Genomic DNA, 19,030 nt, shown 5'->3' on the forward strand with positions numbered 1-19,030 from the left:
AAAGAAAAGCAGGATACCAAGCAACGGCTCCTGCGATTATGATTTAAAGTAAATACTTCACAAACCAATTTTGTATATGATTCAAACGCTCCAGACGCAAATTAGGCTTCCCGCTTCTGGACAACTCATGATTCGATTCTGGAAAACGAACAAATGTAGTTGGTTTCTTTTGTCTTTTTAATGCAACAAATAACTGCTCTGCTTGTTCGATTGGGCAACGATAGTCTTTTTCCCCATGTAAAATTAGCAAAGGAGTTTCTATTTGATCAACATAAGCTAGTGGAGAATGCTTCCAAAGTTTCTCCGTATCAGTGATCAGATCCCCTTTCACTTCCCATTCTGAGAAATAGTAGCCGATGTCACTTACTCCGTAGAAACTGAGCCAATTCGATATGGACCGTTGCGTTACCGCGGCTTTAAAACGTTGTGTATGACCAACAACCCAGTTCGTCATAAAACCACCATAACTCCCTCCCGTAATACCGAGATTCGTTTCATCAACGAAATCAAAAGAAGTTACAGCAAAATCAGTTGCTGCCATCACATCTAAATAATCCTTGCCTCCGTAATCTCCTCTAACGGCATCAACAAACGTTTGCCCATACCCATGGCTTCCACGTGGGTTTGTAAATACAACAACAAAACCTTTTGCAGCTAGCATTTGAAATTCATGAAAATACGTATTCGCATACATCGCATGTGGCCCACCGTGAACTTCCATAATGGTTGGATACTTTTTGCCTTCTTTATAACCGATTGGCTTCATTACCCAGCCGTGAATGTCCCATCCATCAGGTGCTTGAAACGTAATAGCTTCTGCTTGAGATAATTCAATTCCTGACAGCATATCGGCATTCACATAAGTGATTTGCTGTTTCTTTCCACTTTTAAAGTCTATGTGAAACAAATCACCTGGAAGGGTTGGCGTACTAATGGCAACAATAGCTTCATGTGTATTCGGATTTACAGTTACTCCATATACATGTTGGTTCTCAACCAATACCGGAGAAGGCTCTCCGTCAATCGATCTATAATATATTCCCGTATTGCCATGCTCGCTTGCTATAAAATAAAAACCTTTGCTGTCGCTTGTCCAAATTGCACCTGGGTTTACCGTACCTGAATGAAAGTCTCCAATTGCGACATCACCAACTTGAACATCCCACTCAGACGTAAGGCAGCGTAAATCAGCGGTCCGGATATCATATAGCCACAACCTTGATAACGTTGCACTTTCGAACTCTTTTTCGTGTCCGATAAAAGCGAGATAGTTACCATCTGGCGACCATGTTGGCAGTCCAAAAAATCCATTGCTGTTTGTTACTTTACTCAATTTTTTATTTGATAAAGGCAAGAGAAAGATGTCCGTTACAAGTTTATAGTCTGGATCATCAGATAAATCTGCTGTAACCGTTATTTGTGAACCATCAGGAGACCAACATCCTGCTGCATAATCACGCTCTCCATCAGTTAACTGTTCCACTTCCCCCGTTACTACATCAACTACAGCGACATGTTGATTTTTATCATCCAAGAACCCTACAGCATCTGATTTATAACGAATACGTTCTACAACCATTGGTTCTAATAATGGGTCCTCTTTTTCTCCTTCATCCCTATCGATAATTTTCTCCGCTTTAGCCAAGTGTGTTTCGAACAATAATTTTGAGCTATCTGGAGACCAGACTGGATTTGTAGCCCCATTTTTACAAAACGTTACTTGTTTTGCTTCACCACCATTTGCACGTAGCAAATAAAGCTGTGATTTGCCAGACCGATTAGAAGCAAAGGCAATCCATTTCCCATCAGGTGACCAACTTGGCGAATTGTCTTTCACATCCCCAAACGTCCATTGATTCACCTTTCCTCCCTCTACCTCACCTACAAAAATATGCGATTGATAATCATGTTTTTCTTTATTAATCACAGTTTGAACAAAGACAAAACGCTTTCCAACTGGAGATAAAACTGGATTTTTTACTGATTTTAATTCATATAAATCCTCTGCTACCATTCCTCTTGTGTGCATATCCATTCCCCTTTGTTCGAATAATGAAAAAATAATGTATGTAATCGTCTCTTTGCAGAAGTATTTCGATATCCAAAATACTTCTATCCTACTATTATAACGATAAATAAGTCTCCCTGCTATCCCTTTTACGGATTACAATGTGTCTATTAAATCCAGCAAATGTATTGTTGTACATTCTAGAAAAATAGATATTTTGGATAGAAAATGCTCTTCTATTGTAAAAATAGAAGAGCGTTTCTTAAAGAAGTTATTGGAAAATTCATCTACCTATCAATAAATGGTGATACTACCTAAGATCAGAAGAGTCATCATAATCATAGCGAAAGCCGTCCGTTTGAGCAGAATGTTCTGCTTGTTGTTGTCCTTCCTCTTGTGTAGTTTGCTCCTTAGTCGAAGAGGTAACTTGCTGTTCTTGATTCTTTTTCTCGTTCATAATCATTCCTCCTTGTTAATAAAGTCATAACAACGTGTAGTATGACACAACACTTCCAATTTATTCTAACGCTCCTAAAGACACAGTAATTCCTTTGTGAACTTTCATAAATCGGTGACAAAATCTTTCTTTCTCAACAAATATATATGGTAAAATTAATAGGACTATTTGAATAGGAGGCGTATAATGGGGAAACGATTATTATTCTTTGTTTTAACAAACATTCTAGTTATGACGACCATTGTCATTGTTTGGTCAATTATTACCACATTCACAGACATCGGAGGGTCTTTTGAAACAGGAGGCCCTGGATTAGGAATAGATTTCGTTGCTTTAGGGGCTTTTAGTTTAGTTGTAGGATTTACGGGATCATTCATCTCTCTTGCTATGTCTAGATGGATGGCGAAAAAAATGATGAAAGTAAAAGTATTGGATCCGAATGGTTCACTTTCTGCACAAGAGCGTAGTGTTGTTGAGAAAGTTCATCGTCTATCTCGCGCGGCTGGCTTAACACATATGCCTGAAGTAGGAATCTATCAATCTCCTGAAGTAAATGCCTTTGCAACGGGGCCTTCAAAGAAACGTTCACTTGTCGCTGTTTCATCAGGTCTGCTAACCGTCATGGATGATGACGCAGTTGAAGGGGTTATTGCCCATGAAGTGGCGCACGTAGCTAATGGGGACATGGTTACGATGACACTCTTACAAGGAGTTGTTAACACTTTTGTTGTCTTCTTCTCAAGAATTGCTGCCATTCTTGTTTCGCGCTTAGTGCGTTCTGAAATGCAAGGCATTGTTCGCTTCGCCGCGATTATCATTTTTCAAATTCTATTTTCCATTCTTGGAAGTCTTGTTGTTATGGCCTTCTCTCGTTACCGTGAATTTCATGCAGATCAAGGTGGTGCGGATTTAGCTGGACGTGATAAAATGGCTCATGCCCTACGTTCACTTAGATCGTATGTTGACCGTGCAAATGTAAATGACCGAACAGATGACTCTGCTATTCAAACAATGAAAATTAACGGAAACGGTGGAATGGCAAAGCTTTTCTCTTCTCACCCTGATTTAAATGAGCGTATCGCTCGGTTGGAACAACGTTAAACTGTTGGAAGCCGCCTGCCTAGTTATTAGAGCAGACGGCTTTTTTGTTACTTCTTTACTTTCCGACGTATCACTTCTTCATATAGGATCCCATCTCAAATCGTGTTCCCACTGGATATAATACAAGAGGCATCTACTACTTTCATTAAGGATAAAATCGTTTGTATTCCTGGTAAGATAATATCCTTTCTCTTTTTCGCAAGCCCCTCTACTTTGGTTCGTTTACTTAAAGGCAATGAAGCCACCTTTCTAAAAATCTCCTCCATATCAATTACGCCAAGAATACTCCTCTCAAAAAAAAAGTTCTTTTACAAGAAAATACGGTCTTAGTACTTCAGCAAGATATTCATATGGTGTTGTCTCTACCTGACCATATCCCTTTTGTGTGTATAGATGAGTTGCATTTGGCAATTCCCTCTTCAGCTGTTTCCTAAGTTTTTCACCGGATTCATCGGCATCCACCAAAATATAGACATCTTGATCTTCTATTGGCAAAATGAGCGTTTCTAGCTTCTCTTCACTTAACGTTCCATTTGTACAAATAATTTCTACTTCTTCGTCTAGTACTTTCTTTATTCGTTTTCGATCGCTTGTTCCTTCAACAATAATTACTTTTGTATCCACATGCTCCCCCCTAACTATCTTCTTCTACTAGTTTATCCGCTCATTTCGTTTCCAAAAACATCTAAAATAGAATATGAAAACATTATTTTGACTATATTTTCTTCAAATGAAGAATAGAGAGTTAAACATATCATTATATACAAACATCTTTGCTTTAGTCATATCTCAAATGGATAATATATCAAGAATGAACCATACTAACCTCTAGCGAAAGGGGTGGGGTCATAATGGATTTTAATATTACGTCACTTTATAATAAAATGCCAGATTTCCATAGTCATGAGGAAGCAAGGTCTTGGTTTAAAGAACACTACGGAGATCGTTTTATATTAAAAAATAGCGATGAGATGGAAGGAGAAAGAGTGTATTATTACCACCTTGTAAAAAATCCTGACGTTTATGAGGAGTATATGGACAGCTTAACAAGTGAGGTAGAACACAAAATAACAAGCATGGAACCATTTGAGAGCTACTCAACTATCGAAATAAGCGAAGATGGTGGAATTAGTTTTTCCATTTAAAAATGGGCACAAGAGCTTTTTGAATAGAGAGCTCTTGTGCAATTTTCTATTTAGCGTTAGTTCTGGGGCGTTTTTACAGCTTTCACATGGTACTTACTTACATCAGTTTGAATAATATATTCAGGTTTCGGTTTTCCTAAATTCGCCTTATGTCCGGCAATGTGGGCTTCACTCTTTTCCCATTGTTTCCAATACTCCTCCGATTCCCAGCGTATTTGAATGACCACTTCTTCTTCCCCACGTCTTACATCTTTCACCATGATTGTTGAATCAATAAACCCTTCTTGTTCCTCAATAATCCCAGGTTTACTAAATCTCTCTACAACTTGATCACTATTGCCCTCAGTTACTTGAATTCTTCTTACTTGTACGAACATAAAAACAGCTCCTATCAATCAATGATAGTCCCATTATAATTGATAATGATTTTCATTGTCTATAGTTTTTTGGTAAGATTTTGAAAACTAAAACAGAAGAATATTTTACGACTTTAATAAATAGGGTTAACTCTATAAGCAAAATAAAAGGAGATGATAATTCGTGGCACTCAAAAAGCTAGCTTTTATTGGAGCAGGTTCAATGGCTGAAGCTATTATTTCTGGGTTATGCCAGAAAAAGAAGCTATCTCCAGATCAAATTTATGTGGCAAACCGCCAAGATGAATCACGCTTGGTTGAACTTAAAGACAAATATGGAGTGCAATGTCATTCCCTATCAGCATCAGTTGTAAAAGATGCTGATGTAATTATCCTTGCTATGAAACCATCAGGTGCAAAAGAAGCACTCGAATCGATTTCTCCCTTTACATCGAAGCATCAACTTTTTATTTCCGTCCTTGCCGGGATTACAACCGACTATGTATCGTACATATTGGGCCATAAAGCTCCCATAGTTCGTGTGATGCCAAATACTTCTGCATCAGTTGGTTCCTCTACAACGATTATTGCACCGGGCAGATATGTAAAAAACGAACACCTGCAAACAACAGCCTCCTTTTTTGAGTCCGTCGGAATCGTTAAGCATGTAAAAGAAGAGGAAGTTGATCGTCTTACGGCAATTGCAGGGAGTGGTCCAGCCTATATGTATTACTTCTATGAAGCGATGATGAATTCCTTAAAGGAGCTAAAAATTGACCCTGAACTAGGTGAAGAGTTGGTATTACAAATGATGCAAGGATCCATCGATCTTTTAAAACACACGACAGAATCACCACGTGAACTTTATGAAAAAGTGAGAAGTCCAGGTGGAACAACAGAGGCTGGTCTACAAGTTCTAGCAAACCATGACCTCCAACGAATCGTAAGCAACTGTATTAAACGAGCAGCCGAACGCTCACAAGAAATTACAAAAGAGATGTCTACACTTCCTGAGAATACACGTAAATAAGTATGGTTATTTCTAAAATAGGGGTGGAGAAATGACTAATCTTGAAGATAAAAAACGGATTGTTGTAAAAATAGGGGTGGAGAAATGACTAATCTTGAAGATAAAAAACGGATTGTTGTAAAAATAGGAAGTAGTTCCTTAACGAGTCGTAATGGAGAAATAAGTTATCGAAAACTAGTACATTTAGTCGATGAAATTGCAAAAATTAAAGATGATGGACACGAACTTATCTTGGTTTCATCAGGAGCTGTTTCTGCAGGCTATCGCAAACTCGGATTTATCGAGCGCCCAACCAATTTATCAGAAAAACAAGCAGCTGCATCAATTGGTCAGTGTTTGTTAATGGAAGCCTATTCTGAAAGGTTCGGATCTCACGGTTATGTCGCGTCACAAATTTTAATTACGAAAAGTGACTTTTCTGATCAAAAAAGATACATGAATGCTCGAAATACAATTCAAGTTCTACTCGAAAGAGGGGTCGTTCCTATCGTAAATGAGAATGATACAATTACGATAAAACAATTAAAATTTGGCGACAACGATACGTTATCAGCGAAAGTGGCAGGCTTAGTTGAAGCAGACCAACTAGTCATTCTAACGGATATTGACGGATTGTATGATGATAATCCAGAGCTCAATCCCCAAGCTAAACTATTAGAGGTTGTACATGACATTACACCAGAAATTGAAGCCGCAGCCGGAGACGCAAACAGTGCTATTGGAACTGGTGGTATGTGTTCAAAGATTGAAGCTGTCAAAATTTCTTTAGCCGCTGGAATTGAGACTTTTATCGGTGATGCCAACAAACCTAACATTTTATTTGATGTCGTGAGCCACGAAGCAAAAGGAACGTATTTTAAGCCAGATGCTGAGCAAGAAGATCTTGATGTGAAGCAACATTGGATTGCTTTTAATTCAGGCCCAAGTGGTGAAGTCATTATAGACGAAGGTGCCCGCGTTGCGATCACAAAAGAACAAAACCACTTACTTCCACAAGGTGTTCACGAAGTAAATGGTACGTTTCACCGAGGTGATGTTGTCACGATCCGGCATGTAAATGGAGAAGTAATTGGGCGTGGCCTCATAAATTACTCAGCAGAACAACTTCGTAAAATCAAACGGCTCAAAGCAAATGACATTCCTAAACACATAAAAATAACAAAACTAGAAGCTATACGACAACATGACTTTGTTTCTACTGAAATAACGACACCGTAAACATGAAAAGGATGATTTTTTATCCTTTTCTTGAACAACTATGTGTTGCCATTTCGATTGATCAAAAAAATGAGCCTTGAATCCTTTCCTACACTCAGCCTTGCTATTGAGTGTAGGGCTTTTTAATATCGCCGTTCCTATATTAGAGAACCATTGTTACATAACTGAAAATGAAAAAGAAGCTTTCTCTGTCCCATTTATAAGAATCATTAATGAATGAATTCCTTTATAATGCTTCCGCGTAGATAAGTCTTTAAACGAATGTGTTCGTGTATAATGCTTTATTTCATCTTTTCGAATAGACGTTTCCGAAATCTTAAACACTTTCCGATTTCTATTGCCTCTTGCCTTTACATAATCAATCGCATATTCAATCCTTATTTTCTGCTCTTGTTCCGATTGGATCGAAAAGGAAAATGGCAAACTCTCTCCAATAGAGACCTCATTTGTACTTGATAGGGTTTTTATGTGAATTGTCTCCGCATCTTCGTACCCGAAAATGGATAGTACATCCGAATCTCCTTGCTTCAATAATGTGCGACAAGCATGTTTCACAATCCAGTCTGTATATGGATGTTTACCAAACCATTGTTTTGCAATGGTTCGTACTAATTCAGGGTGTGTCTTGGAGATATCATTAAGATTATTTGCTACACTTTTTCTAACATATATAGAATCATCTTGTTTTAAATTTTCTAATATAGGTAAAACGAGACTTGGATTTTGTTTTAATAAAGGAATTGACAGCCCCCATGGAAGACGTGGCCTAGCACCTTCACTCGCGAGTCTTCTTACATGTTCATTATTATGACGGGACCACCTCATGAATTGCTGGAGCATTCTCTCCGGATCAGTTAATAAAAATGGCCTCACCGCAAATTCAGACGTAGAATACTGAGTAAATGTTTCTAAAGCTTGTAGTGAAGATTCCCAATTGGCCAACCCGTACTTACTAACATAATCAGGGAAAACAATTCCTCTAAGCCCCTCTTTTATACTTGGCTCGACTTGATGCAAAATGGCTAGTGCTTTTAAGTAGTCTTTAGGTAACGTTTCATATAACGCTTCTGTAATTCGACGCATTCGTTGCTTTAATGCAAGTTCAGGCCAATCCTCCTTGAAAGTAAGCTGCATTAATTGTTCATGTTCAAATTGCGGAAACTGCTTAATGATAGACTCTCCAAGAGAACTAACAAACACTTCATTATAAATATCTTTTAATTGTTTCATTTTACGTTTTCCTTTCGTAGTCTCGTCTAATAAGTAATAACCTCCGCAAATATATGGTTGTGGAAGATAAAAAAAACCGAACCAGCACATCGTACGGTTCGGTCTGGTATTTTAAAATTTGATTGTCAGTAGCTGGTCTAACAAACGTGGTGTGTAATATTCGGCCTCTTCTTTGTCAGGTAAATGGAGAAAGAACCTAACTGTTTGACCGTTTATTTCTTTTATTACAACACTGTGTCTTACTTCCGAATTGGAACTAATCATATAAACATTAGCATTCTTATAGAAAGGATGCAAAGATTGAACTTGTTTAACTTCAGTAACAGGACCTACTGATTCTAGGTATTGTTTCGTATCACTTTTTAACTTAGCTATTGTTATTGGGCTATCCAATACCTGCATCCTAACGAAAAAACTTGGATCTTTTTTTGAAAATAATTGATAGGTTCGTGGTTCTTCCATAACAAATTGGTAATCCTTCTCGACATTTACGGTAGGAATATTTGACGTATAGGTTACAGGAATCACAAGAGACTGACCAGGAAAAATAATATTGGTAATCAACTTGTTTCTTTGCTTAAGTTCATCAACCTTTATTTGATGTACCTTTGAAATACTATACAGCGTATCTCCTTTTTTCACTTCATAGTAAATTGTATTACGATCTCGAACTTTAAGAGTTTGACCAGGAAAAATAAGTGTGGTTGTTAAATTATTATCCTTCTTTAATTGATCTACTGTCATGTTGTATTTTTTTGAAATGCTGTACAGGGTATCTCCTCTTACTACTTGATGGACTTCTAGCACCTCGTCATTCAGAAGTAGTTTTTGACCAGGATAAATCAAATTGCTTGTTAACGAATTCATCTCTTTTAATTTAGAAACTGTTATCTTCTTTTCTAAAGCAATTCGATATAAAGTATCTCCGTGTTTCACCTCGTACATTTCTGCTTCTACATTTTGAGAGAATCCCAAACCCAATAGGAGACACAAGCCTACTACAGTCATTTTCAGAGAACGTTTTATATTAGCCATTTCATTCACCTCTTTTTGTTATTCTTAGTTGTATTCGATTATGTAACGATATCATTTTCCAATAAGTCACAATATAACAAGCCTAAAACCGTTTTGAAGAATTCATTTACTACAAGCTATGTAAGCTCACCAACGTTAGCTAATCATATCGAAAGGGAGTCCAGTTTCTGGACTCCCTTTCATTTTTTAATGTTTCCGAACTATTCGACTGTTGTAAACTTGCTCTAAACTGTTTCCTGTCTTGTTCCCGCTAGATAAATATACGATTTTAGTAAGTATGTTCTCTTCAGCCATTGACGCCAAATACAACACGCCAGCAGCCCCACTTTCTGTCTCATCTATTATTTCTTCACTTTTTAAATCGTAATATTGAATAGCAGACTTGATGATTGTCTTTATTTCACTTTTGCTACAGTCGAATTGCTCTATTTTTTTTATTTGGTCTTGAACAAAGTCCTCAAATGATTTTCTTGCTCCCATCTTATCACTTCCTTTATCACTTCTATTTTTTACACTCAAAGGCAATAAAATAACACAATTTGTTCAAACTATAACATAGTGCTCGGAAGAATTTGAAGGGAGAGAATCATAATGTCTGATAAACGAACGATTACCATTGCACGAGGAGATGGCATTGGTCCTGAAATTATGGACGCAACGTTAAAAATCCTTGAACATGCTGGTGCTCAATTTGAACCTGAATTTATTGATATTGGTGAAAAAGTTTATTTGAACGGAAATACATCAGGAATTCCTAATGAGGCTTGGGTTTCACTTCGTCGAAATAAAGTGTTTTTAAAAGGACCAATCACCACACCTCAAGGTGGTGGGTACAAAAGTTTAAATGTAACAATCCGAAAGACATTAGGTTTATTTGCAAATGTAAGACCGAATATTTCTTACGCTCAGTTCATTAAGACAAAGCATCCCAATATGGACCTTGTCATTATTCGAGAAAACGAAGAAGATTTGTATGCCGGAATTGAGCACCAACAAACACCTGAAGTGGTTCAATGTTTAAAATTAATTACTCGTCCAGGCTCTGAAAAAATTGTCCGTTATGCATTTGAATATGCAAGAAAAAATAACCGTAAAAAAGTTACATGTTTTACAAAAGATAATATTATGAAATTAACAGATGGACTATTTCATAAAGTATTTAAAGAAATATCCGAGGAATATCCTGACATTGAAACTGAACATTGGATCATCGATATTGGAATGGCAAAAATTGCTGATACTCCTCAAGACTTTGACGTAATCGTCATGCCAAACCTGTATGGCGATATCGCGTCTGACGTTGCTGCTCAAATTACGGGAAGCGTTGGTCTTGCTGGTTCGGCTAATATTGGAGATCAGTTCGCCTTGTTTGAAGCTATTCACGGCAGTGCACCTGATATAGCAGGTAAAGGGATTGCAAACCCATCTGGCTTGCTTCATGGAGCGATTATGATGTTGGTACATATTGGACAGCCAGATGTAGCAACTAAGATTCATAATGCCTGGTTTAAAACGTTAGAAGATGGGGTTCACACCGGAGATATCGCCAAAGGTGGATCATCAGTTGGAACAAATGAATTTGCAGAAGCTGTTATAGAAAGACTTGGTCAGCTTCCGACAACTGTAACTCCAGTAGAGTATAAGCTTACAGAGCCATCAGATGAGTCTTCTTTTTCCATGTCACCTGCCGTCAAAGACCGTGAAAAGCCAGATGTTGTTCGTGAACTTGATGGGGTTGACATATTTCTATGTAACAATGAGCAAACGTCTGAAGAAATCGGAGAAGCTCTAGAAGCTGTAGCTGGACCTGAATTTTCATTAGCCGTTATCACCAACCGCGGCGTAAAAGTATACCCTAATGGATTTCCAGAAACGTTCACAACCGATCATTGGCGTTGCCGCTTTCAAATAAATGCAGCTCAAAAAACGATAACAAATCAAGACATCATCTCCTTACTAGGCCGTGTTCAAAAAGCGGGATTAGATTTTATTAAGATAGAAAATTTGTATCGATTTAACGGGGAAAGAGGTTACTCGTTAGGTCAGGGACAATAAAAGGAAGGAACTAGACGTTGAGCTAATGTCTAGTTCCTTCCTTTATAAATCGTATTATTCCTTCACAAACTCTTTTGTACTTCTTACTGTATCAATTGGGCGAACCGCTTTTTCAATAGACTCACGTTTGGACTCTAAAAACGGAGGCAATGATAATTTTTCACCTAATGTTTCATATGATTCATCACCCATGAACCCAGGGCCATCTGTTGCAAATTCAAATAAAATTTGTGGTGCCACTCTTGCATAAAGGGACTCGAAGAAATGACGGTCTACATAACCAGATGTTTGAAGGCCGAATGTTGGAAGACGTTTAATCCATTCATTAAGAACATCTCGATCTTCGACACGAAATGCCACGTGATGAACCGTACCAAAACCTTGTTGTGCTTGAGGAAGCATAACATTGTGCTCAACAATTACTTGTGCCCCATTACCACCTTCCCCTACTTCAAACAAGTGAAAAGATCCTTCCTTCGCAATTTCTTTAAATAACAAGACTTTCTCAAGCATTTCTTTAAAGTAGTCAAATTGAGCAATTCGAATAAAGATCGGTCCTAATCCCGTAATAGCATACTCTAGAGGAATCGGACCCTTTTGCCAAGGGGTTCCTGATTCTACTCCTTTATTAAACTCATCTGAAATTAACTGATATTGTTGATCATCAAAATCAACAAAAGAAAGCGTCTTTTTACCAAACTGCTCTTTAATTCCTGTATGTTTCACATCAAGTCGATCAAAGCGTTTCACCCAATAATCTAAAGCCGCATCACTTGGTACGCGAAATGATGTTTTTGAGATCTCATTTGTTCCGTGAGAACCTTTTGGAATGCCTGGGAAGTCAAAAAACGTCATATCCGTTCCTGCACTTCCCAAATCATCGGCAAAAAATAAATGATATGTCTGAATATCATCTTGATTTACTGTTTTTTTTACTAAACGCATTCCAAGTACATACGTGAAAAATTCATAGTTCTTTTCTGCACTACTTGTAATAGCCGTGACATGATGTATTCCCTTTAATTCATTCATGATTTCTTCCTCCAACTAACCTTATATTTTTCTAATCGAACTACATGCTCTCATCTTTTACTTTTCTTCATCTTATTACACACTGCTCTTTTATCTCAGAATAGAATATCTTTAATTCGAGATAAATATAACACAGATGAAAAAATCATGTCAATAATAAACAAGTTCTACGAGCAGATTATTTTTAAACACTTTATAGCTCACCTATAATAATAGATGTCGTAGCGGATAATAGGTACTGACATAATAAAAAGGAGTGTTTACATATGGAAAACAAAGCCATCCAAAGACAGGAGATTCTTGATGCATTTGCTTTTAGACATGCAACCAAAGAATTCGACCCTGAGAAAAAAATATCTGATGAAGATTTTCACCTCATACTAGAATCTGCACGTCTATCCCCTAGTTCCGTCGGTTATGAGCCTTGGAAATTTCTTGTAGTGCAAAATAAAGAACTAAGAGAAAAACTACATGAGGTGTCTTGGGGAGCACAAGGACAATTGCCTACAGCTAGCCATTTTGTCGTCATTTTAGCTCGAACGATAAAAGATACAAAGTATGATTCAGATTATGTGAAACATCAAATGCTTGATGTGAAAGGTTTCCCACCTGAATTATTTGATAAAATTAAAGCACGTTATAAATCATTCCAAGAGGACGACCTTCATTTGCTAGAAAGTGATCGAACGATGTTAGATTGGGCAGGAAAACAAACATACATCGCCTTAGCAAATATGATGACTGTCGCTGCTCTTCTTGGCATTGACTCTTGTCCAATTGAAGGTTTCCAATTTGATAGCGTCCAGAAAATTTTAAAAGAAGAAAATTTACTTGAGGATGATCACTTAGCCGTCTCTGTCATGGTTGCTTTTGGATACAGAGCTAAAGAACCACGTCCAAAAGTAAGAAAAGAAATGGATGAAGTTGTCCAATGGATTAAATAATTTTACCATCAACGTATGGGGCTAAGTCTCATACGTTGTCTTGTATTCAATGGTTCCTAAGTATTTTGTCTAATTAAAATGATTTATGCATCATTTTAGAAAATGAAAGCGCTTTAATTTTATTTCAAATACGTTTATAATATAAATAAGGGGATAAAAAACTACATGGGGTGATACCATTATGAAAAAGACAACTGGTGTAAATAAAATCGTAAGTAAGCCAGCACTTCGGTATGTGGTCCGTTCATTGCCTGAAAAAAAGTTCAAATTAAGTTGGAATCATGAGGATAAAGAAAGCATTTTATCAATATATGATTATGAAACAAAACAAATTAGTGTAGCAACTTTTAAAAATGGTAACAACCTTATTTTTCAACATTTAGATTCTTCAAATCCAAAGGTTATCTCCGTATTTGAAGAAGTCCTAGGTGTTCCTCTAAGTAACAAAGTGAAGACAAACTATAAAACACTCTATTTAGAAATGGATTATCATTTAATGGAATTGTATGAATACATACAAGCAAACGAAAAAGTAAAAGTAAAAGAAACAAAAGCAAAATTAATCTTAATAAGAGAAAAAATGCTTCAAAAGCAGACTACCGACAATTAACACCTATTTTTAAGATAAGATATCACGTTCAAAAAGAAATATAGATAGAGAGTCATTACCAAGTGTAATGACTCTTTACTGTGTTCAACTAGTCCCCTTTTTCTTTTAAATTAAAGGGGAATCTTCGTCGAATGAAGAATTATACCATACTAGATTCTACAATCAACAGACGAATGAGGTGAAGTGAATGTTTCAACAACAAGCTTTGCAACGTGTAATAACACCTTCAAAAATGATCATTCCATACGACCATAAATTAGCTCCACTTTTCATTCGTAATAAACTATTTTCACTTATACCTGAAGGAACAGAACATATCTATGTTGCAGGAATTGGTTCAAGTTTAATAAACGGTGACAGCCTAGGACCATTTGTTGGCACATTGCTTCACGACATGTATTCCAAACATTTAACTGTGTTAGGAAGTCTACAGTCTCCACTCGATGCAACGACGATCGAGCCTGTTCTGTCACAACTAAATGTGCCAGAAAACAGTTTTGTGATTGCCATTGACAGTGTGTTAGGTCCAAAAAGAAATGTCAATTCTATTGTCATCCGAGAAGGTTCGATACTCCCTGGAGAAGGGCTTGGTCAAGTGCTACCACCAATTGGAGATTGCAGCATTATGGGTGTCGTCCTAGAGGATAATCCTGCCCTTGAATCTTCTCTTTTTTATACGAATCTTCACCTTATCTATACAATGGCTTCAACGATTGCACGAGGTATTTCTCTTACTACTCGTCAATATTTTCATTATCCTTCTGATCATCCAATTCTTCATAACTTGTAGGAGCTCTCTACAAATTAGTACCCGGTTTAATCATCACACCAGTTTTTGGATCCAAGAATTTGCCAGTTTCATATACTTTATGACCATTAACATAAACAGTGTGAATTCCTTCTGAGTATTGATGTGGATTCGTGTAAGTAGCTACATCTTTAATCAATTCTGGATGAAAAATAACAAGATCAGCATAACAACCTTCATGGATTGTTCCACGGTCAATGAAATTAAGTTTCTTTGCCACTGCTCCTGTCATCTTATAAATTGCTTGCTCTAATGAAAAAAGGTTTTGTTTTCGTTGGTATTCAGCAAAGACTCGAGGAAACGACCCATAACTACGCGGATGCGGTTTTCCAATACTTAATGGTCCTTCCTTAGCTAATGCATAGCCATCGGATCCAACCATAGACAACTTCCCTGCCGCAACAGTACTTACATCTTCTTCACTCATAGAGAATTTGATCATTTTCACAGAACCTGTTTCTTCATATATCAGGTTAAGCATTGCCTCTACAGGAGATTGCCTCTTTACCTTCGCAATTTCCTCAAGATTCCTTCCCTCAAGCTTCGCATTCTCCTTTGTTTGAACGGAGGCAATTACAATGCTCTCCCATCCAACTGACGATTCAATTTTTTGCTTCACTTCTTCTATAATCTTCTTTCTTAACTCTACATCTGAAAGCCTATCCGCTAATTTGCTCCAGCCTCCAGCTTGAGCCCATTTCGGCAGTTGAGAGGTTAAGGAGGTGGAACTGGCTGTATACGGATAAAAATCATAATGAACATTTAGTCCCTCTTTCTCTGCAGATTCTAAACGTTCTATCGCCAATACAACTTTCCCCCAATTTTGTTTACCGACCGCTTTTAAATGTGAAACTTGTAAAGACACACCAGATTTTCTAGCTACTTCAATTGATTCTTCAATAGAATCTAGCAAATACTCATCTTCGTTCCTCATGTGGGTAGAATAAATACCACCATACTCGACTACAACCTTACAAAGTTCAGCTAACTCCTCCACATCAGCAAACATACCTGGAGGATATTCTAATCCAGATGACATTCCGACAGCGCCAAGCTTCAGCCCTTCTCGAATATACTCCTTCATCTCATTCATTTCTGCCTTTGTCGGTGTTCGATCCTCAAAGCCCATAACTGCAGCACGTATGGCCCCATGACCAAGTAAAAATCCTACATTCATGGAGACCCCTTTTATTTGAAACTGTTTCAAATACTCTTTGTATTCATTCCAAGACCACTCTATTTCTTCTGCATAAATGACCGAACCTGTTTCCTTTATTTGACTTTTTCTCTCAGAAGGACAAGGCGCTGCTCCCATTCCACAGTTTCCAATGATCTCAGTCGTTATTCCTTGAGACACTTTACTTGCTCCCCTTGAGTCGACTAATAGTGTAATATCAGAATGAGTATGAATGTCAATAAACCCTGGTGCAACAACCAGTCCATCTGCATCGATGACCTCTTTTGCAATAACGTGAGATTCAGTCTGAGGTAATATAATTTTATTTTCTTTTATTGCTACTAATTGATGCTTTCCTTTTTGCCCTGTACCATCGATGACCAATCCATTTTTTATTAAAGTATCAACATTCATTTCTTCACTCCTTATGTTTTTTCTTTCTGTTTCTTTTTAAATTTTTTTCCACTCTTACTTTGGCATTACACTCTAAACCCCATTTTTCCTTTAATTTCTTTTAAAAATGGAGCACTAATTCCGCTTGCCTTTTCGGCCCCTTCTTTTAATATCTCATCTAATATCATAGGTTTCTCCATTAATTCGTTATACTTCTCCCGTGGTTCTTCTAAGAATCGATTCATCACATTAAATAATTCCGTTTTTGCCTCTCCCCAACTAATCCCTTGCAAAAATTGCTCTCTCATTTGTGTTCCTTCAATTGGCTGTGCAAAAGCTTCATATAAAGTGAAAATAATAGAGGAATCAGGATCTTTCGGCGCCTCTGGAGGAAGAGAATCCGTCTTGATTTTGTTAATCAGCTTCTGAAGCTTCTTCGGCTCTTCAAATAACGGAATCGTATTGTGATAGCTTTTACTCATTTTTCTTCCATCAAGTCCAGGTAGTACAGAACCTCCTTCCTGAATTTTATAATCTGGCAATGAAAATGTATCTCCATATACATGGTTAAAGCTCTCAGCAATATCTCTTGCAATTTCCACATGCTGAATTTGATCTTTTCCTACTGGGACCACTTCTGTTTTTAACATAAGAATATCTGCAGCCATTAAAATGGGATACGTAAAGAGTCCCATATTGACACCAAAGTTAGATTCACGGTTCATCTGCTCATTGCTATCAACCATCGATTTATATGCATGAGCTCGGTTCATTAATCCCTTTGAAGTAAAGCAGGCTAAAATCCAGTTCAACTCAAACACTTCCGGAACATCTGATTGTCTATAGAAAATCGTACGATCGGGATCTAGACCAAGTGCTAGCCATGTAGCAGCAATGCCATATGATAAACCTCTGAACTCATTTGGATCGTGAATTTTTGTTAAACCATGATAATCAGCAACAAAATATGCTGGTACATAACTAGGTTCTTGCGCTAGATCCAAAGCCGGTCTTATTGCTCCTATATAGTTCCCTAAATGAATTTGCCCAGTTGGTTTGATTCCTGTTAAAATTGTTTTCTTCACAAGATACCCTCCTTTTATAACAACGCAAAAAAGGTTACCCATCCTATAAAAAGGACGAGTAACCCGTGGTGCCACCTTCATTCGCTCACTAAGTGAACGCACTTAATCCGTACAGAAACATGCTAACTGCTTCGATACTTTGTCTATTTTAACGGCAAGACATCCCGCTAAACCTACTTTAATTTCAGTTTAGAAGCTCAGAAGCCCATTCAACATTTATCCTGCACTGATTTTCACCAACCATCAGCTCTCTGAAGCGTTTTAAATGCCTACTCTTCTTCATCATCGCATTTCCATCCATTAAATTACTTTCTATTGTAAAATATGGAAAATAGAAATGCAAGAGAATTTTAAAAATACACACTAGGACAAGTCAAAACTAAAAACGAGATAATAAGTACTTTCTCTTTACCTTAATCATAATAAAAATCCACAACAGGTGGAGTAACCATTGGACTAGGTACACACAATTTGGTTCCAACTATCATTTGATTTGGATTATCAATATGATGATTTACAGCAAGTAACGACTCTAGTGGAATATTAAACCGGATGGCAAGTTCACCTAACGTCTCTCCTGGCCTCACGATATGAAATCGATCCATCGGACATTCGACATCAATACTAGGAGGGATGCAAATTGCTTGCCCTATTTGTAGTTGATATAAATTGACAGCGGGATTTTTATTTAAGATAGTTTCCGGACTAACATTGTACATCTGGGCAATGTGATACAATGTATCATTTGGTTTCACAATATATTGAAGACCATTTTCACACGGGGGCAACGGTAGGCAAATCCGTTGCCCGACTAGTAAGTTAGTTGAGTCGATGTCCGGGTTAGCTTGCTCAATTCCAATTACAGATATATTATATCTCTGAGCCAACAAATACAAAGTATCGCCAGGTTGAACAAAATATTGTTGATCGTATGAACAGCTCATTGGGCGCCTAACATCAGTCCAGTTAAAGTTGTTATAGTAATAAATAAAAATCCCCTCCCTCTTAATCAATTGTTATATTTTATTCATTTGCCTATATGGTTGTGAGTTTTTCAACAATTCTTTTTTATGAATATTTATCTCCATTAAATCTAAGAATATGGAAAAACAAGTAAGGTGAGGGCCATGCAAAATATTACACTTCAAATTGAAAAAATGAGTTGTGGTAATTGTCTTTCTACAGTAGAAACGGCGTTGAAGAATGTTACTGGAGTTAATGAAGCAAATGCGTCACTTAAAGACAAAACAGTTAGTGTACAGTTTGACGAAACGAAAACGGACGTCAATCATTTAGTTGAGGCTGTAGAAGAGGTAGGGTATATTATTATTTAATATTTGGTTAAT

General features: G+C 37.2%; 21 protein-coding genes and 1 other annotated feature. Of the genes, 9 read left to right on the forward strand and 12 right to left on the reverse strand.

What is annotated here, in order from left to right; translation table 11 throughout:
• Positions 1-43: 43 nt before the first annotated feature.
• The gene (locus N0O92_RS05435; protein ID WP_315613643.1) at positions 44-2,029 is read right to left on the reverse strand and encodes a S9 family peptidase; all 1,986 of its coding nucleotides are present in this window, start codon (positions 2,027-2,029) and stop codon (positions 44-46) included.
• Between the two features lie 289 nt (positions 2,030-2,318).
• Positions 2,319-2,465, reverse strand: coding sequence for a hypothetical protein (locus N0O92_RS05440; protein WP_315613644.1), 147 nt, complete (start codon positions 2,463-2,465; stop codon positions 2,319-2,321).
• Positions 2,466-2,651: 186 nt separating this feature from the next.
• Here N0O92_RS05440 and htpX point away from each other — a divergent pair, with 186 nt between their 5' ends.
• On the forward strand, positions 2,652-3,566 hold the full coding sequence (gene htpX, locus N0O92_RS05445) for a protease HtpX (protein ID WP_315613645.1): 915 nt from the start codon (positions 2,652-2,654) through the stop codon (positions 3,564-3,566).
• Positions 3,567-3,661: 95 nt separating this feature from the next.
• On the opposite strand, the gene N0O92_RS05450 is transcribed toward htpX, so the two are convergent.
• Both N0O92_RS05450 and N0O92_RS05455 read right to left on the reverse strand, forming a co-directional pair.
• Entirely contained in the window at positions 3,662-3,802 is a 141-nt protein-coding gene (locus tag N0O92_RS05450; RefSeq protein WP_315613646.1) for a hypothetical protein, read from the reverse strand.
• Positions 3,803-3,857: 55 nt separating this feature from the next.
• Positions 3,858-4,190 (reverse strand): toprim domain-containing protein, encoded by a 333-nt coding sequence (locus N0O92_RS05455; protein WP_315613647.1) that lies wholly within the window; start codon positions 4,188-4,190, stop codon positions 3,858-3,860.
• Between the two features lie 227 nt (positions 4,191-4,417).
• Here N0O92_RS05455 and N0O92_RS05460 point away from each other — a divergent pair, with 227 nt between their 5' ends.
• Entirely contained in the window at positions 4,418-4,711 is a 294-nt protein-coding gene (locus tag N0O92_RS05460) for a hypothetical protein (RefSeq protein ID WP_315613648.1), read from the forward strand.
• 56 nt (positions 4,712-4,767) lie between these two features.
• Here N0O92_RS05460 and N0O92_RS05465 read toward each other — a convergent pair whose 3' ends face one another.
• The gene (locus N0O92_RS05465; RefSeq protein WP_315613649.1) at positions 4,768-5,088 is read right to left on the reverse strand and encodes an antibiotic biosynthesis monooxygenase; all 321 of its coding nucleotides are present in this window, start codon (positions 5,086-5,088) and stop codon (positions 4,768-4,770) included.
• Between the two features lie 163 nt (positions 5,089-5,251).
• Here N0O92_RS05465 and proC point away from each other — a divergent pair, with 163 nt between their 5' ends.
• Positions 5,252-6,097: a pyrroline-5-carboxylate reductase gene (proC, locus tag N0O92_RS05470; RefSeq protein ID WP_315613650.1), complete on the forward strand. Its 846-nt coding sequence runs from the start codon at positions 5,252-5,254 to the stop codon at positions 6,095-6,097.
• An 84-nt stretch (positions 6,098-6,181) separates the two neighbouring features.
• Positions 6,182-7,315 carry a glutamate 5-kinase gene (gene proB / locus N0O92_RS05475; RefSeq protein ID WP_315613651.1) on the forward strand — a complete coding sequence of 378 codons (1,134 nt, stop codon included), beginning with the start codon at positions 6,182-6,184 and terminating at the stop codon, positions 7,313-7,315.
• A 156-nt stretch (positions 7,316-7,471) separates the two neighbouring features.
• Here proB and N0O92_RS05480 read toward each other — a convergent pair whose 3' ends face one another.
• The 3 genes from N0O92_RS05480 to N0O92_RS05490 form a co-directional block, all read right to left on the reverse strand.
• Positions 7,472-8,545, reverse strand: a complete 1,074-nt coding sequence (locus N0O92_RS05480) for a DNA alkylation repair protein (protein WP_315613652.1) — start codon at positions 8,543-8,545, stop codon at positions 7,472-7,474.
• A gap of 111 nt (positions 8,546-8,656) precedes the next feature.
• Positions 8,657-9,580, reverse strand: coding sequence for a LysM peptidoglycan-binding domain-containing protein (locus N0O92_RS05485; RefSeq protein ID WP_315613653.1), 924 nt, complete (start codon positions 9,578-9,580; stop codon positions 8,657-8,659).
• 186 nt (positions 9,581-9,766) lie between these two features.
• Complete coding sequence (locus N0O92_RS05490; protein WP_315613654.1) at positions 9,767-10,060, reverse strand: DUF6407 family protein; 294 nt, start codon at positions 10,058-10,060, stop codon at positions 9,767-9,769.
• Positions 10,061-10,171: 111 nt separating this feature from the next.
• Here N0O92_RS05490 and N0O92_RS05495 point away from each other — a divergent pair, with 111 nt between their 5' ends.
• Positions 10,172-11,635: an NADP-dependent isocitrate dehydrogenase gene (locus N0O92_RS05495; RefSeq protein ID WP_315613655.1), complete on the forward strand. Its 1,464-nt coding sequence runs from the start codon at positions 10,172-10,174 to the stop codon at positions 11,633-11,635.
• Positions 11,636-11,689: 54 nt separating this feature from the next.
• On the opposite strand, the gene N0O92_RS05500 is transcribed toward N0O92_RS05495, so the two are convergent.
• Positions 11,690-12,667 carry a ring-cleaving dioxygenase gene (locus N0O92_RS05500; RefSeq protein WP_315613656.1) on the reverse strand — a complete coding sequence of 326 codons (978 nt, stop codon included), beginning with the start codon at positions 12,665-12,667 and terminating at the stop codon, positions 11,690-11,692.
• Between the two features lie 266 nt (positions 12,668-12,933).
• Between N0O92_RS05500 and N0O92_RS05505 the strand changes: the two genes are divergently transcribed.
• From N0O92_RS05505 to yyaC, 3 genes are all read left to right on the forward strand, one after another.
• Positions 12,934-13,611, forward strand: coding sequence for an NAD(P)H-dependent oxidoreductase (locus tag N0O92_RS05505; protein ID WP_315613657.1), 678 nt, complete (start codon positions 12,934-12,936; stop codon positions 13,609-13,611).
• A 181-nt stretch (positions 13,612-13,792) separates the two neighbouring features.
• Positions 13,793-14,221: a hypothetical protein gene (locus N0O92_RS05510; RefSeq protein ID WP_315613658.1), complete on the forward strand. Its 429-nt coding sequence runs from the start codon at positions 13,793-13,795 to the stop codon at positions 14,219-14,221.
• A 187-nt stretch (positions 14,222-14,408) separates the two neighbouring features.
• On the forward strand, positions 14,409-15,011 hold the full coding sequence (gene yyaC, locus N0O92_RS05515) for a spore protease YyaC (protein ID WP_315613659.1): 603 nt from the start codon (positions 14,409-14,411) through the stop codon (positions 15,009-15,011).
• A gap of 7 nt (positions 15,012-15,018) precedes the next feature.
• Here the strand turns inward: yyaC and N0O92_RS05520 are convergent, their stop codons facing one another.
• From N0O92_RS05520 to N0O92_RS05530, 3 genes are all read right to left on the reverse strand, one after another.
• Positions 15,019-16,620 (reverse strand): N-acyl-D-amino-acid deacylase family protein, encoded by a 1,602-nt coding sequence (locus N0O92_RS05520; RefSeq protein ID WP_315613660.1) that lies wholly within the window; start codon positions 16,618-16,620, stop codon positions 15,019-15,021.
• Positions 16,621-16,685: 65 nt separating this feature from the next.
• Positions 16,686-17,684 (reverse strand): tryptophan--tRNA ligase, encoded by a 999-nt coding sequence (locus N0O92_RS05525; protein WP_315613661.1) that lies wholly within the window; start codon positions 17,682-17,684, stop codon positions 16,686-16,688.
• 47 nt (positions 17,685-17,731) lie between these two features.
• Positions 17,732-17,979, reverse strand: a binding site (T-box leader).
• A 118-nt stretch (positions 17,980-18,097) separates the two neighbouring features.
• Positions 18,098-18,628, reverse strand: coding sequence for a LysM peptidoglycan-binding domain-containing protein (locus N0O92_RS05530; protein WP_315613662.1), 531 nt, complete (start codon positions 18,626-18,628; stop codon positions 18,098-18,100).
• Between the two features lie 183 nt (positions 18,629-18,811).
• Here N0O92_RS05530 and N0O92_RS05535 point away from each other — a divergent pair, with 183 nt between their 5' ends.
• Entirely contained in the window at positions 18,812-19,018 is a 207-nt protein-coding gene (locus N0O92_RS05535) for a heavy-metal-associated domain-containing protein (RefSeq protein ID WP_315613663.1), read from the forward strand.
• The last annotated feature ends 12 nt before the right edge of the window (positions 19,019-19,030 follow it).

Source organism: Alkalihalobacillus sp. MEB130 (assembly GCF_032335535.1).
Classification (GTDB): domain Bacteria; phylum Bacillota; class Bacilli; order Bacillales; family Bacillaceae_D; genus Halalkalibacter.

What these genes read in the sequence shown, in the direction of transcription:
- N0O92_RS05460 (WP_315613648.1), top strand. Translation starts at nt 4,418, where the DNA reads ATGGATTTTAATATTACGTCACTTTATAATAAAATGCCAGATTTCCAT.
- N0O92_RS05440 (WP_315613644.1), bottom strand. Translation starts at nt 2,465, where the DNA reads ATGAACGAGAAAAAGAATCAAGAACAGCAAGTTACCTCTTCGACTAAG.
- N0O92_RS05465 (WP_315613649.1), bottom strand. Translation starts at nt 5,088, where the DNA reads ATGTTCGTACAAGTAAGAAGAATTCAAGTAACTGAGGGCAATAGTGAT.
- N0O92_RS05520 (WP_315613660.1), bottom strand. Translation starts at nt 16,620, where the DNA reads ATGAATGTTGATACTTTAATAAAAAATGGATTGGTCATCGATGGTACA.
- N0O92_RS05495 (WP_315613655.1), top strand. Translation starts at nt 10,172, where the DNA reads ATGTCTGATAAACGAACGATTACCATTGCACGAGGAGATGGCATTGGT.
- proB (WP_315613651.1), top strand. Translation starts at nt 6,182, where the DNA reads ATGACTAATCTTGAAGATAAAAAACGGATTGTTGTAAAAATAGGAAGT.
- N0O92_RS05530 (WP_315613662.1), bottom strand. Translation starts at nt 18,628, where the DNA reads ATGAGCTGTTCATACGATCAACAATATTTTGTTCAACCTGGCGATACT.
- N0O92_RS05500 (WP_315613656.1), bottom strand. Translation starts at nt 12,667, where the DNA reads ATGAATGAATTAAAGGGAATACATCATGTCACGGCTATTACAAGTAGT.
- N0O92_RS05510 (WP_315613658.1), top strand. Translation starts at nt 13,793, where the DNA reads ATGAAAAAGACAACTGGTGTAAATAAAATCGTAAGTAAGCCAGCACTT.
- N0O92_RS05435 (WP_315613643.1), bottom strand. Translation starts at nt 2,029, where the DNA reads ATGCACACAAGAGGAATGGTAGCAGAGGATTTATATGAATTAAAATCA.
- N0O92_RS05490 (WP_315613654.1), bottom strand. Translation starts at nt 10,060, where the DNA reads ATGGGAGCAAGAAAATCATTTGAGGACTTTGTTCAAGACCAAATAAAA.
- N0O92_RS05505 (WP_315613657.1), top strand. Translation starts at nt 12,934, where the DNA reads ATGGAAAACAAAGCCATCCAAAGACAGGAGATTCTTGATGCATTTGCT.
- N0O92_RS05480 (WP_315613652.1), bottom strand. Translation starts at nt 8,545, where the DNA reads ATGAAACAATTAAAAGATATTTATAATGAAGTGTTTGTTAGTTCTCTT.
- N0O92_RS05535 (WP_315613663.1), top strand. Translation starts at nt 18,812, where the DNA reads ATGCAAAATATTACACTTCAAATTGAAAAAATGAGTTGTGGTAATTGT.
- htpX (WP_315613645.1), top strand. Translation starts at nt 2,652, where the DNA reads ATGGGGAAACGATTATTATTCTTTGTTTTAACAAACATTCTAGTTATG.
- yyaC (WP_315613659.1), top strand. Translation starts at nt 14,409, where the DNA reads ATGTTTCAACAACAAGCTTTGCAACGTGTAATAACACCTTCAAAAATG.
- N0O92_RS05485 (WP_315613653.1), bottom strand. Translation starts at nt 9,580, where the DNA reads ATGGCTAATATAAAACGTTCTCTGAAAATGACTGTAGTAGGCTTGTGT.